The sequence below is a fragment of the Rhodococcus ruitaii genome (genome assembly GCF_055230935.1).
On record NZ_JBUYWC010000007.1, the window covers coordinates 224,832 to 237,128 of the forward strand.

14 protein-coding genes and 1 pseudogene are annotated in these 12,297 nt (G+C 65.5%); 2 read left to right on the plus strand and 13 right to left on the minus strand.

What is annotated here, in order from left to right; all coding sequences use genetic code 11:
* Positions 1-5 precede the first annotated feature (5 nt).
* Positions 6-785: a glucosamine-6-phosphate deaminase gene (gene nagB / locus ACZI8W_RS10795; RefSeq protein WP_463368489.1), complete on the plus strand. Its 780-nt coding sequence runs from the start codon at positions 6-8 to the stop codon at positions 783-785.
* A gap of 224 nt (positions 786-1,009) precedes the next feature.
* Here nagB and ACZI8W_RS10800 read toward each other — a convergent pair whose 3' ends face one another.
* From ACZI8W_RS10800 to ACZI8W_RS10810, 3 genes are all read right to left on the minus strand, one after another.
* Positions 1,010-1,726: an SRPBCC family protein gene (locus tag ACZI8W_RS10800; protein WP_463368490.1), complete on the minus strand. Its 717-nt coding sequence runs from the start codon at positions 1,724-1,726 to the stop codon at positions 1,010-1,012.
* A gap of 11 nt (positions 1,727-1,737) precedes the next feature.
* The gene (locus ACZI8W_RS10805; RefSeq protein ID WP_463368491.1) at positions 1,738-2,466 is read right to left on the minus strand and encodes an ArsR/SmtB family transcription factor; all 729 of its coding nucleotides are present in this window, start codon (positions 2,464-2,466) and stop codon (positions 1,738-1,740) included.
* A 166-nt stretch (positions 2,467-2,632) separates the two neighbouring features.
* On the minus strand, positions 2,633-3,481 hold the full coding sequence (locus ACZI8W_RS10810) for an RNase H family protein (RefSeq protein WP_463368492.1): 849 nt from the start codon (positions 3,479-3,481) through the stop codon (positions 2,633-2,635).
* 132 nt (positions 3,482-3,613) lie between these two features.
* On the opposite strand from ACZI8W_RS10810, the pseudogene ACZI8W_RS10815 reads away from it, so the two are divergent.
* A pseudogene (locus ACZI8W_RS10815) lies at positions 3,614-3,959 on the plus strand (N-6 DNA methylase); the annotation flags it as partial.
* Positions 3,960-4,236: 277 nt separating this feature from the next.
* On the opposite strand, the gene ACZI8W_RS10820 reads toward ACZI8W_RS10815, so the two are convergent.
* The 10 genes from ACZI8W_RS10820 to ACZI8W_RS10865 form a co-directional block, all read right to left on the minus strand.
* The gene (locus ACZI8W_RS10820) at positions 4,237-5,085 is read right to left on the minus strand and encodes a macrolide 2'-phosphotransferase (RefSeq protein WP_463368493.1); all 849 of its coding nucleotides are present in this window, start codon (positions 5,083-5,085) and stop codon (positions 4,237-4,239) included.
* Positions 5,086-5,090: 5 nt separating this feature from the next.
* Positions 5,091-5,981, minus strand: coding sequence for a phosphotransferase family protein (locus tag ACZI8W_RS10825; protein ID WP_463368494.1), 891 nt, complete (start codon positions 5,979-5,981; stop codon positions 5,091-5,093).
* A gap of 139 nt (positions 5,982-6,120) precedes the next feature.
* Positions 6,121-7,464 (minus strand): helicase-associated domain-containing protein, encoded by a 1,344-nt coding sequence (locus tag ACZI8W_RS10830; protein WP_463368495.1) that lies wholly within the window; start codon positions 7,462-7,464, stop codon positions 6,121-6,123.
* A 4-nt stretch (positions 7,465-7,468) separates the two neighbouring features.
* Positions 7,469-7,666: a hypothetical protein gene (locus tag ACZI8W_RS10835; protein WP_463368496.1), complete on the minus strand. Its 198-nt coding sequence runs from the start codon at positions 7,664-7,666 to the stop codon at positions 7,469-7,471.
* 107 nt (positions 7,667-7,773) lie between these two features.
* Positions 7,774-8,586 (minus strand): hypothetical protein, encoded by an 813-nt coding sequence (locus ACZI8W_RS10840; protein ID WP_463368497.1) that lies wholly within the window; start codon positions 8,584-8,586, stop codon positions 7,774-7,776.
* A complete protein-coding gene (locus tag ACZI8W_RS10845) occupies positions 8,583-9,305 on the minus strand; it encodes an ATP-binding cassette domain-containing protein (RefSeq protein ID WP_463368498.1) in 723 nt (240 codons plus the stop codon). Before ACZI8W_RS10845 ends, ACZI8W_RS10840 begins: the two co-directional genes overlap by 4 nt.
* On the minus strand, positions 9,302-9,889 hold the full coding sequence (locus ACZI8W_RS10850; protein WP_463368499.1) for a helix-turn-helix domain-containing protein: 588 nt from the start codon (positions 9,887-9,889) through the stop codon (positions 9,302-9,304). Before ACZI8W_RS10850 ends, ACZI8W_RS10845 begins: the two co-directional genes overlap by 4 nt.
* 306 nt (positions 9,890-10,195) lie before the next feature.
* Positions 10,196-10,795, minus strand: coding sequence for a DUF2510 domain-containing protein (locus tag ACZI8W_RS10855; RefSeq protein ID WP_463368500.1), 600 nt, complete (start codon positions 10,793-10,795; stop codon positions 10,196-10,198).
* Positions 10,796-10,878: 83 nt separating this feature from the next.
* On the minus strand, positions 10,879-11,571 hold the full coding sequence (locus tag ACZI8W_RS10860; RefSeq protein WP_463368501.1) for a DUF4352 domain-containing protein: 693 nt from the start codon (positions 11,569-11,571) through the stop codon (positions 10,879-10,881).
* Between the two features lie 34 nt (positions 11,572-11,605).
* The gene (locus ACZI8W_RS10865) at positions 11,606-12,100 is read right to left on the minus strand and encodes a hypothetical protein (protein ID WP_463368502.1); all 495 of its coding nucleotides are present in this window, start codon (positions 12,098-12,100) and stop codon (positions 11,606-11,608) included.
* Positions 12,101-12,297: the final 197 nt, after the last annotated feature.

Here is a 12,297-nt window from a genome sequence, read left to right on the forward strand (position 1 = left end):
AACCAATGGAAATCGTCATTGCCGACAGCGCCGACGCGGCCGGGGCGGTAGTCGCGGACATCGTCGAGCACGCGGTGCGTTCGGGCGCACACACTCTGGGGCTTGCTACGGGTTCGTCTCCGCTGACGGTGTACCGCGAGCTGGCCCGGCGTCATCGCGACGAAGGGTTGAGCTTCGCCGGTTTGCAGGCGTTCCTCCTCGACGAGTATGTGGGGCTTCCCGCGGAACACCCCGAGTCGTACGCCCAGGTGATCCGTAAGGAACTGGTCGACCACGTGGACTTGGAATCTGACGGGGTGTTCGGCCCGGACGGGACCGCGCAGGATCCCTTCGCGGCGGCCGTGGCATACGACCGCGCGATCGCAGCGAAGGGGCCCGTCGACGTGCAGTTGCTCGGGATCGGCGTCAACGGTCACATCGGGTTCAACGAACCCACCTCGTCGCTCAGGTCGCGAACGCGAGTCAAGACCCTGACCGAACAGACGCGGAACGACAACGCACGATTCTTCGAGAGCCCGGATGCGGTACCGCGGCACGTGATCACACAAGGATTGGGAACGATCTGCGAGGCGCGGCACCTGGTTCTCATCGCGACGGGTGAACACAAGGCACCCGCGATCGCCGCCGCGGTGGAAGGACCGCTGGCGGCAATGTGCCCAGCGTCTGTGCTCCAACTGCATCCGCACGCGACCGTGGTGATCGACGAGGCCGCCGCATCGCGCCTCCAACTCACCGAGTTCTACAAGTCGGTGTCGCGCAACAAGCCGGCCGAGCAGCCCTACTGAATCCTCGCGCCGCGCGGATGTGTCCACCGTTCAGGGGGGGGGACCTCGGCCGTAGTGCTCGGGAGATTCGGGCGGATACGACCGAGCGCGAGTTCGTCCTGCCCAGCTTCCGCTGAGCGAGTCGAGGCAGTTCAGGTCGAAAACCGTTGGGACAGCGAGCCGCAGCTTGTCGGAATCACGTGGACACGGTGCGCCCGGCTTCGTGCGGTCGAGACCCTGCGACGTCAGGCGAACACGCGTGCAAGCCACGTCGACCAGGCCTGCTCGGTGGCCTCTCGATCGATGTCGGCGTAGATGTAGTGGCCCACCGCCTGGGGCATGCCCATCACCGAGTTGTCGTGGAAGCGGTAGAGACCGTCGTCGGTGCGCAACGCGAGGAAGTTGACGAACTCAGGGTAGGAGAAGTCGACAACGCCCTCGAGCGCGGGCAGGCCCTGCGGAGTCAGGCGCACGTGCTGTCCCTGCTCGAACGGCCCCTCGACGCCCAGGGCCTTCTCGAGGGTCGCCCACGAGTCCGGGGTTGCCGAGGACACAGGTCCCTGGGCGGTGACGAAGTGGGCGGGCCGGCCAGCGAAGTACTCGAAGTATTGGGCCAGGGTGTGTAGGTACATGTCCCAGCCGTAGCCGGTCATCTCGCCGAAATCGAACTCAGCGTCCCAGTCGTCGCCGAGGTAGCCGCTGTGAACGAAGGTGAGGGTGGTGGTGCTGTCGCCACCGGCCGATATGAGGTACTCGAACGCGTGGAAGCCACCGTTCTCGGCCTCCGGGGTGCGCACGGACAGACGTTCGTTCTCGGTGGCCTCGACGTCCATCCCCTCCATCGGCTGGTAGGGGTCCGGGGACCAGGCGGCCTGCCCCTCCGGGGTGGCGATCGCCCGCCACACCTGTTCGGCGGTGGCCTCCAGGACGATGGTCTTGCGGATCTCGAAGTGTTTGGACATGACGGTGCTCCTCAACGATCGTGTGGGGCGGACCCGGCGGCTCGGGGTGGTTTCTTGGTCGGCGGTTCGGACGTGGTGATTCCGGACGATTCGGCAGTGTCCGGTTCGGTCGGGTGCGCCTGCGCCGTGGGCTGCGCGCCGCCGGGGTCGTCCGGAACCGCGGGATGCAGAGCGATGACCAGGCGGTTGAGTTTGCCCGTCCCTGCCGTCCCCGCTTGCTTGTCCGTGTGGTGTTTGGCTATCAGCTCGGTCACAGCGGCGGAGAGCTCCTCGGTGAAGGCGGCCCGATCAGCCGCGGAAGCGAAGCGGATCTGGCCGTCGATCGCGAAGGTCGCCACCGGCCGACGCGCCCGTTGTGCCCCCGTGAGCAGAATTCCCACGTCACGCACCAGCCGGGAGGCCACGGCGAGCAACCAGCGCGCCGACAATCGGTCTGGAGACCGGCCCGGGTCGGGTTGGATTCGCCCTAGCGTGCCGGGCGAGATCACGTAGGAGGCGGACGTGGCCTGCAGCATCCGCTCTGTGAAGTTCCCGCGACGCCGCTCTGCCACGAGCTCGACCAGGCCGTGCTGTTCGAGGACCTTCAGATGGTAGTTCACCTTTTGGCGGGGGATTCCGAGCCGGGCGGCGAGGGTGGAAGCTGACCCCGGCTCGACCAGGTCCGCCAGGATTCGACGCCGCAGGGGATCCAACGATGCCTCCGCGGCGGCCGGGTCCTCGATGATGCTCACCTCGTGCATATCCCCCACCATCCACTAGACAACTATTTTTGTCAACGGATGGCGGTCGGGGCTGATTGCGTCGCTATCCATGAGGGTTCCGTGGGTTCCACGCGTCATCGGAGTCCGGTGTCGATGTTCATCGGTGCGTCCTCCGGGATCTGTCCGGGGATGGATTATTTGTCGTTTACGCTGTCGCCGAGGGTGATTCGTCGATCGATGCAACGATGTTGTCCGCGATCTCTGCGGCAACCGCCGGCGAGACCTTCGCGTCGTCGCACCGCCGCGCCGCCACAGCAAGACGATGTGCGGCTTCGTTGAGCGGGTGGCCGTCGTGGCCGCGCACCCACTCGAATTGCACCGTCCGGCCGAGCGTGGAGCGGTGGATGCGGTCGACGACAGCTGAGATTCCGGGGCGACCCTGGTAGGCGCCGTGGAGGCATGCGATCGCGAGACGGCTGTCGGTGAGGATGTACAGATCGCGGTCGGTGAACTTGGTGGTGGCCAGCTCGATGGCGAGCAATTCGCCTTCGAGGATCGAGCGCGCGTCGGGGGCCATCAGCATGCGGTGCGCACCGGTTTCGGCGATGCACCCGAGGCCGGCCCCACGCAGGCTTCTGGCCTTCGACGCATCGGTGGCGACCACAAGCGGCGGCAGCGCAGCACGGGCGGCTTCGCGCCTGGCGTTCTCGTCGGCGAGGAGTGCGCGGACGTGCGTGTCGATGGTGTCGGACGCCTGCTGCAGCAGGGCCCCGAACCGGCCGATCGGAATGTCGACGAACTCGACGGCGGGAAACGACTCCGAGACGGCCGTCAAGTTCTTGCGGAGGCCGGAATCCGAGAGGTGGAGCCGGGCCGTTGAGTCGTCGAGTTGCCCGTACAGGGCAGCGAACGCATCCAGGCCGGCGAGGTAGCGGGCGGCATCATCCTTGCCTTCTCTGGTGAACACGGTGACGGCGGTGTCGGTGGCGAGAACCGCACAGGTCAGGGAATTGGAGCCGACGTGGATCTGACGGATATGGATGGCGGCGAGCATCTGGTGTTCCTCCTCGTGATCGACTGCGATGAGCGTGCGCCAGACCTGCGTTTGGGTGTGTGGAATCGCGTGATAACGGGGGATATCGTGCTGGACGGTGCTCGTGTCCGAGCGTGCCGATCGATTCGTGGGTTCTTCGCGAAAGACAAGGCGGCGGGGGACAAGGGTTCGATCGACCGGCGCGGGCAGGTGCTCCTTATCGACGCCCGCAACCTCGGCTACACGGTTGATCGCGCGGAGCGGGCGCTCTCCGACGACGACATCGCGAAGATCGCCGGCACCTTCCTCCATGCGTGGCGGGGAACAGAATCCGCGAAGGGCGTCGAGTATGTCGACGAGCCGGGCTTCTGCTATTCGGCGTCGTTGGCCGAGATCAAGGAAGCCGACTGCGCGCTGACGCCGGGGCGGTATGTGCGGCGCAGCACCTTTGGAGGACGACGGCGAGCCGATCGAAGAGAAGATCGCGCGGTTGACGAAGGAAGATTGGGACGGCGATCTTCCTTGGGCGACACCTACTGACGTCACTACTCTCGACGTACCACCAATCGGATCGATAGCAAGATCGATTAGCGAAGGAGGTCTGATCAACAGTTCGGCGAAACTGTATACGGCAGGTTCGATCTTGATGACCTCCGGGGCAACTATCCGGCGAACTCCGCGTGCGTGAGGCGGCGAAGGAGGTCGAGAACGCGGCGGGGTAAGTAGCGCTCAGTTTGGTGGTCTCAACAGCGTATACCGCGGTCGAAGCCACCAAATCAGCCTGCATGCCTGGCGTACCCGATCGGGGAGGCGTCCCACAGGTGCTTCGCCTGTGCCGCCAGACCGGGATGGACGTGCCCTCCGGCGGCAGCGTAGGCGGCGCTGGTGACCTGCAGCATCTCCTCGCCAGCGGCGCCGTACTGTGCGGACAGGTCGCGGGCCGGGTCGTCGACACGGGCGGTCGTCCAGTCCAGGACCCCGGTGATCGTGCCGTCGTGGTCGAACAGGACGTGCGCGGGGTAGATCTCGCCGTGCGTCATGACCGTGGCGTCGGGCCAGCAGGTGTCGTCGTCGAGCCATGCGCTCCACGCGTCGCGCAGAGCCGGTGCGACGGTGAAGCTCTCGCACACCTTGACGACATCGTCTCGCCATGATCGACGTACTTGGGCGGGGGTGCGGACTTCGACACCGGCAGCGCCGGCCTGCTCCGCGCCGATCGAGTGCAGGCGCGCGAGCAGACGTCCCAGGCGTTCGGCGTAGTCGAGGCTGTCGGGGTTCATGTGCCAATCGGGTTCCCCGGCGTCGGTGAGGGTCAGGCCCGGGGCGCCGGGCAGAGCGGGGTAGGCGATCAATTCCCGGGCACGGATCTGCCACTGCGGGACCGCGATGCCGTCCTCGGTCAACACCGGCCCGACCAGGTCGAGGATACGCACCTCGGCAGCCATGCCCGCCGAGACGTCCTCGCGGCGTGGTAAGCGCAGTACCCAACGCTGCCCGGTGCTGTCGGAGGCCATCACCACGCGGTAGTCCAGACCTGCCTCGCTCACCGTGATGTTCTCGGCAGACAACCGCAGGCCGTGCGCGGCGGCCAGGGAGAGTGCGGCGGCGACATCGAATGAGCGCATGAACCTCACCATTCCATCGACCCACAGATCGGTCCACCCGTTTTCGACGGGACCCTCGTCAGATCGGCGAGCATCCGGTGCCCTTCGGCCTCGAAGACGTCGTCGCCCACCTGAAACGCCCACGTTGCCGTGCCGATCGCGGCGCGAATACGTTGCCGTACCCAGGCGTCCGGTTCGCGCGGGTCGGTGCCGTAACCGCCCAGAAACGCGCCTTCGGATCCCGGGATACGGGCGAACTCGCGCGCTGCGAGTCGCTCGAAGTCTTCGGGGGCGGGACGGAGATCTGCTCGCCCGAAGTCGATCACCCGGACGATCCCGTCGCTGTCGATGATCCAGTTGCGGCTCTGCCAGTCGCCGTGAGTGGGTACCAGCGTCGCGGTCGGGGTGGGCCACCCTTCGATCATTGCGCGTAGCCGGGCGGCGACACCGTCGTCGATGCGATGTGGTTGTTCGAGCCAGCGCAGGGACTTGTCGTTGGCGCGTCGCTCGTAGTCATCGTCGACGACGTGGTATTGCGCATGCAACGCGGCGAGGAGGCGGCCGGCCTGGTCGTACGTGTCGAGGTTCGACATCGCGGTGTCATCCTGCACGAGGCGGCCGGGTAGATACTCGGTGACGACGAGCTTGGCGTCGCGGTCCGAATGGATCATTCGGGTCGCGCGGCCCGTCGACACCCACGGGTGCGTCCATCGCTCGTGTGCGCGAATCTCGCGGGCGATGTGGTGATCGGCGTTACCCCCGGCTTTGACGACGAATTGGCCGTCGGGGTAGTCGATGTGCAGCACGGTGGTCTCGACGAGATTCCAGCTCATGTCGGCGACGACATCGAAGGTCGGGAACCAGCACTGCAGCACTTGTCGCTGCTGGGTGGTCAGGCGATCGAGGGTGGAAGGCACGGGTACCCACCATACGGAAAGGACGCCCTGCCCCGTACGACAAACTATGTGGATTGGGGCCCGGATTCCGGGCTTGAATCCACACCATTCGTCAGTGGAGCCGAGTTCGTCGAACTCCGACTGCTCTGCGGACTTCCGATCAGCTCGTGTACTGCTCCGGCAGTACATAGCCGAGTTTCAACAGTGCCTTGCGGAACTTCGGTTCGTTGCCGGGTGGGATCGCGAAGTGGCGGCCGCCGATGGGGCGGCACAGCGTGCGCAGTGCGCGTTCGCGGGTGATCAGCGCGGCCAATGCATCGTCGGCGCATTCGATCAACCGGACATGACCGAGGTCCGTCAGCTTGCTCGCGTTGCGGGCGACATCGCTGAGGAGGGTCTCGAGCGAGCCCGGCAGTTCGCGGCGGGTTCGTTCGGTCAGGAACGCGGCGAGATCCTCGAGGCTGCGACCGTTGTCGATCGCGGACAGCAGACTCGCGGTGGAGATGGTCCAGATATGGTCGGCGGTGCGCTCGGCGTAGCCGGACAGCACGAGCTGATCACCGGGGGACGGGGATGCGGTAGCGACGACGTCGAGATTCGACAAGACCCTCAGTGCGGTGGGTGCGGCGTCGTCGGCGGTCGGGTGGTAGGCGTCGCTGAGGCCGAGGGCGTAGCACCCCAGAGGCGTGAGCCGAATCGCCTGCAGCCCATCGTATCTGCTCAGCGCATCCAAATCGTCGCCGCCCCAGTTTTCGTGATAATCCGATCGGGCACCGTTGGGGTGGATGTAGTCGAGGTCGATCAGGCCCAGTGTGCCGGCATATTCGAACAGCACCGCCAGGGTGTAGCGACCCTCGAGGATCTCCCAGCGATGGAATCCGTCGTAGCCCAGACTGCCGTATTGAGCGTCGAGGAGATACAGCTTCCACATCGCCATCTCGCTGCGGGCGATGGTGGGATGCAAGCCTGCCCTCTGCATGGTGGAGAACAGGAAATCGATACCGATCCACTCTCCGGGTGGGCAGTCGGCGAGGGCCGCCGCAACCGTCTTCCGACGTGTACCGGCTGCGCTCAGCACATTGCGGGCTCGCTGACCCTTGATCTGCTCGATGCGGCTGAACTCGTCGAGCGGAGCATGAGTGAGCCAGCGCCGCCACAGTTGACGGATGACGTCTGCCGGGGGTGTGCGCGTGGCGGTGCGACCCTTCGGCGTGGGTTGCAGGCGCCCGCCGTCGATCTTTGCGAGCCCACCGGCCTGGACGATCAGAGGCCACGCGAATGCCGCGATTGCATCGTCGGCGTAGAAGTCGCCGTGCGTGAGCTGAGAACTCACCGTGCGGGTCGTGGCTGCGGAGGGGCGGCGGGTCTTCTCGCTGCAGCGCAATTCACCCGCCGCGCAGAGTTGGAGCACCGTGCGTAGATTCTGCAGGGCCTCCGGCTCGGTCATCCGTATCCGGTGCTGCCCGACCGCATCGAGCGGTGAGGTGTTCAGGTTCGCATCCATATGCCTACACCGGCCAGTGGCGGTAGGCGGCGATCCACTCCACTCCGGCGGGCGCGGGTGTCGGTATCGGTAGATCGAGGATGCGCTGGCGGTGAGGGCCGCGCTCGCAGATCGCCACGATCTCGTCGTCTTCGGTCAGGTCGATACCTGACACGGTGGCCTCCGCCGCCATGGCCTCGAGCGCCGCGCGATTCGGTTTCACGGTGCCGAGGGTAACCAGAGGCAGCGGGGATTCGAAACCGGCAGCGGAGAAAGCGTCGGATTGACCCGGATGTCCCGAAGATCTAGGTACATTTCCTGCGGCGGCATTCAGGTGCCGAGCACGCGCGTGCTGCGGAAACCGCGCGCGGTCAGCCGGACAAGGGCGACGCTCGCGAGCAGGGTGATGGCCAATGTCAGGCCGAGTGCCGGTAGCACCCACTCGGGCAGGAGCAACACGGAGGGTACGGCGATGAGGGAGGGCAGCATCGCCACGAGCCGGATCGGGCCGCCGTTGAGCCCGGCTTTCGTGTCGAGGCTGCCGGGGTACAGCAATGCGCCGAAGAGGGTGGCGGTAGCCGACCAGATACCCATCGACAGCGGCACGATGATCAGCGCGACACCATAGGTTAGCGACAGCGACACGGACGTTCCGATAGCGAGGGAAGTTCCCGCACCGGTGACCAGGAAGGCGACCGTCGCGACGGTCCACGCCGCGGCGGTCAGGACGAGTGCGGCTCCCAGGTAGGCGGAGAACAGGTTCCGGCGCGGAATCGGTCCGGCCAGCAATACCTCGATTCCACCGCCCCTGATGTCATCGGCGACCACCCCGGGAAGGGTCAGGGTGGCGACGATGGCGACGAGCATGCCCAGAATCGCGGGTGCCATCGTCAGCAGGTACGAGGTCAGTGGCAGGAATTCGCCGTCCATGTCCGTGGCGGCGGTCAATCCGTCAGGGTCGCTGGGGATCAGGTCGGGCATGGTCGCCAGCGTGTTGATGCCGCCGGAGCCGAGGAAGACGAGGACGCCGAGCAGTCCACCGACGAGCGCGGCGATCCAGAGAACAGTGCTGCCCTGCTGTATCCAAGCGCGTCTGGCGAACGCGGCGGTTCGGTGGAGGGATGGAGATCGCGTGGCGGTCATGCGGTGGCCTCCAGAATGTCGAGGATCGCGGCTTCGGTCACGACTCCACGGCCGGTCCTCGGATCGTTCGCGTCGATTTCGACGAGATCGTGGCCGCTGATGATGAGGTAGTGCTGTGCGAGCCCGAGCGCTTCAGGAACACTGTGGGTCGAATAGAGCACGGTCCGGGTCTCACCCCAGGTGTTGAGCAGGGCGCGGGTCTGGGCGGCATAGACGGGGTCGAGACCGGTCAGCGGCTCGTCCAGCACAATGAACTTCGGATCCGTCATTGCCAGTCGCGCCAGGTCGGCCCGCTGCCGCTGGCCCCGGCTGAGTGACGACACTTGCTTGCCCATCAGCGCGGAGAGGTCGAAGCGCTCGACCAGCTCCTCGTGCGCAACCACCGTGACATCCGGGTAGGTGCTGGTGATATCCGACCAGAACCGCAGGTTCTGTTCCACGGTGAGGGCGGTCGCCAGCGCGGATGCATGCCCGAGATAGCCGACCTTCGATCGGACGGCAGCGCTGTCGGCGACAGTCGACCCGAGCACGGTGCAGGTGCCGTGCAGGGCGGGAATGGTCCCGCACAGCGTGCGCATCAGCGTGGTCTTTCCCGAGCCGTTACGGCCGAGCAGCGCGATCACTCCGGGTCTCAGGGACAGGTCGACCGGACCGAGGACCTCGGAGTCGCCGTAACCTGCCACCAGCCCGCAAGCGGTCGCGGTATCCGCGGCGGTCATGCTTTCGCCTCCGGCTGTGCGCGTTCGGCTTCTGCTCGAGCGGCATCTGTCGGCTGGGGTGGTTCCCGCGGCACCAGCACTGTAGTGAGCGTACGGCGCCGACGGCCGGGGGCCGGACCGTTGCCCAGCACGCCTTCAAGCGCCGTCATGAGGGAGCGACCGAAGGTATCGACCTCGGCGTCGCTGGCCCAGAAGATGGCTTGGGCGAAGCTCACTCGGTCCCGGTGCAAGTTGGGGTCTTCCACCCGCAGGTAGTCTTCGAAGTCGCGGATCAACCCCGAGGCAAACACCGTGAACGCGGTCAGCAGTTCTTCGTTGCTCAGGGAGCTCAACTCTTCCGCTGTGGGGTTCGCGAAGCAGGGAGCGAGGCGGTAGGTCTTCTCGTTCGCGCCCCGGATCTGCTGTTCGTCGACCACCTCGATCAGCTCGTGCTGCACCAGGTGACTGACGTGCCGGTAGAGGGTGGCGATGGGTACACCGGAGAGTCGTTTGTGGAGTTGGTGCGTGGTCAGTTCGTCGTCGCCCAGCAGGGCCTGGACGATGCGAAGCCGAACCGGATGCAGTAGTGCCGACGAAGTAGCCATGCGTCGACGTTATCAGTATTGATATTGATAACGTCCAGGAGTCAGGGCGGGAATCGAGATTGTCGGCCCGGACGGCCCCTGCAGCGGGCGACGGTGGCGACGAGGATTCGGACGAAACATTCGATGATGCGACAGAAGATGTGTCGGACGACGACCTCGAACTGCCGGTGCCGCCGGGGTTGTCCACGTTCACAGCTCGAGAAGGCATCGGATGTCGACGATCGTCTCGCTACGTGGGTGAACCGGGTCGGGATATGCGACCGAACGGGCCGCATGGCCTCGCCGATCGACCGGGTCGGTGGCACATCACGGTGCCCCGAAGCCGTACGTGTACTCACCACTCGTCCAGTTCATCGTGGCGTGGTACTTGTAGCCGCGCATACGTCCATCACCGACATCTTCGGTGCCCACGAAACACTCGAACACGGTGGTGGTTTCGTTCAGATTGTCCGTCGAGCCGCCGTTGACCGGTGAGCAGGTCACCGAGAGTACGGGACCGTCGTACATCCCCTCGCTGACGTGTTCGGTCGCCATCTCCTCGACACTCGATTCGATGCCCGACACACTCAACGCGCGTGATGCGCGCTCTGCAGCATCGCGTCGCTCCTGCCCGGCCTTCTCCGCAGCGACACGTTCGGCCTCCCGGTTCGCGGCCTCCTCTGCCGCGGCAACCTGGGCAGCGACCTGGGCGTCGTGGTTGACCTTCCACAACACCGTGCCACCCACCGCGGTGAGAGTGACGATGGCCAACGCCACCGCGATCGACTTCTTGCGAATCTTCCGCTTCGGTGTGCTGCTCGAATCGGGGTCGGGCAGATCGAGCCAGGCAGTGCCGTCCCAGTAGCGTTGCCCGCCGTCGGGGTTCGGGTACCAACCGGAGGGTGCCGGCAGATTGTCGTTCGACATCGAAACGTTCCTTTCGGAAGTGGCTGGCGGGAAGCGCGGTGCGCCCGACCCCTCATCGGGCGCACCGGCCGAGCAAGGTGGACTTACTGCAGCGAGACGGTCACTCCACCGGAAAACATGGAGTCGTGCAGTTCGACAGCCGTGGGAACGGCATCGACGGGCATGTCGAACACGAGGGGCATCGTGACGGTGTTTCCGGGATTGATCTCGCCCCAGAACGTCACGTCCGAATCGAGATTCAGGGCGGCAGCCGTATCCGGGCCGAAGGTGCGGCCCTGGCCGTCGACCAGTTTCTGGTCGCTCGGACTCAGGCCCTTCGGCGCATCGGAGATGTTGCTGACCGTCATGGTGACGATCACGAACTGCCCCTGCGCTTCTTCAGCGAGGAACGGGTTGTCGCCCAAGGAACTCAGCCCGGTCTCGACGCCGGTGACGACGAACTCGAACTTGCCGTCGCGGACGGGCATGTTCATCGATGCGGCCGACTCGTCGGCTACCGGCACCTCAGCCGGGGCGTCGATCAACGGCACGGCATTATCGGTGCCGACATCGCCGGAGGCCGCCGTGCCGGAGGGCCCGTCGTCGCCACCACTCGACACGGAAACGATGACGATGAGTGCGACGAAAGCGCCCACGACCCACGGCCACTTCTTACGCTTCTTCGGCTGCTGGGGGACAGGGGCGAATCCGCCCGACTGCTGCCATCCCGTCGGCTGCGTGGAGTACTGCTGAGTGGGCGGCTGGATGCGGGGGTCAGGCTGGTTGGGCATGGTCATGACAGGCCTCGTTTTCGTCGGAGGGAAGTGTGGATCAGCTACCGAGAGTGAGATGCACTCCCGATTCGGCCTCGGACTCGTCGTATGAGACGGATCCGCGATGAGAGATCTCCACGTTGTAGAACGCGGCGCCGCGCGGCACGTCGGAGACGTTGAAGAAGAAGGTGCAGAAGTCGCTTTCACTCACGCTGTACGCGAGTGTGCTCGTCGACAGCAGCGTCCCGGTCTCGTCGGACACCCGGACGGCGACGGAGGGAGAGATGTCGTCGTAACCGCGGTCCCCCACGCACTCGAACCCAGGCGTGGTGCTGTCGGCGGAGCCATCGATGAGCGTGACGGTGCCGCCGATCTCGAACAGGGATGTGCTCGACACGCGATCGGTGCCGAGGGAACCAGTGGCCATGAGCGCCCAGATCATCGTCGCCGCGCATACACCCACTGAGAAACCCGGCCAGAACCGAGTGCCGGCCCTGCGGTCATCGGCGGGATGGTCGGAAACGGCGGTCGCAGGGGAGAACTGAATGGTCACGGCGATCTCCTGATCGAGTAACGGAACGCTCGAATCATGCGTCCGCCCGCTACTCGTGAGCGACTTTATGCCGATAATCCCCATTATCGGCTGGATAATGAGAAAACCTATGCAAGGAAGCGTGCAATTCCCGCGACCCGTTTTGCTTCACGCGCGTGCAACTGTTGAAGCGGGAGGCCGGGATGCGTGCGGGAAGG

What these genes read in the sequence shown, in the direction of transcription:
- nagB (WP_463368489.1), top strand. Translation starts at nt 6, where the DNA reads ATGGAAATCGTCATTGCCGACAGCGCCGACGCGGCCGGGGCGGTAGTC.
- ACZI8W_RS10800 (WP_463368490.1), bottom strand. Translation starts at nt 1,726, where the DNA reads ATGTCCAAACACTTCGAGATCCGCAAGACCATCGTCCTGGAGGCCACC.
- ACZI8W_RS10805 (WP_463368491.1), bottom strand. Translation starts at nt 2,466, where the DNA reads ATGCACGAGGTGAGCATCATCGAGGACCCGGCCGCCGCGGAGGCATCG.
- ACZI8W_RS10810 (WP_463368492.1), bottom strand. Translation starts at nt 3,481, where the DNA reads ATGCTCGCCGCCATCCATATCCGTCAGATCCACGTCGGCTCCAATTCC.
- ACZI8W_RS10820 (WP_463368493.1), bottom strand. Translation starts at nt 5,085, where the DNA reads ATGCGCTCATTCGATGTCGCCGCCGCACTCTCCCTGGCCGCCGCGCAC.
- ACZI8W_RS10830 (WP_463368495.1), bottom strand. Translation starts at nt 7,464, where the DNA reads ATGGATGCGAACCTGAACACCTCACCGCTCGATGCGGTCGGGCAGCAC.
- ACZI8W_RS10840 (WP_463368497.1), bottom strand. Translation starts at nt 8,586, where the DNA reads ATGACCGCCACGCGATCTCCATCCCTCCACCGAACCGCCGCGTTCGCC.
- ACZI8W_RS10845 (WP_463368498.1), bottom strand. Translation starts at nt 9,305, where the DNA reads ATGACCGCCGCGGATACCGCGACCGCTTGCGGGCTGGTGGCAGGTTAC.
- ACZI8W_RS10850 (WP_463368499.1), bottom strand. Translation starts at nt 9,889, where the DNA reads ATGGCTACTTCGTCGGCACTACTGCATCCGGTTCGGCTTCGCATCGTC.
- ACZI8W_RS10855 (WP_463368500.1), bottom strand. Translation starts at nt 10,795, where the DNA reads ATGTCGAACGACAATCTGCCGGCACCCTCCGGTTGGTACCCGAACCCC.
- ACZI8W_RS10860 (WP_463368501.1), bottom strand. Translation starts at nt 11,571, where the DNA reads ATGACCATGCCCAACCAGCCTGACCCCCGCATCCAGCCGCCCACTCAG.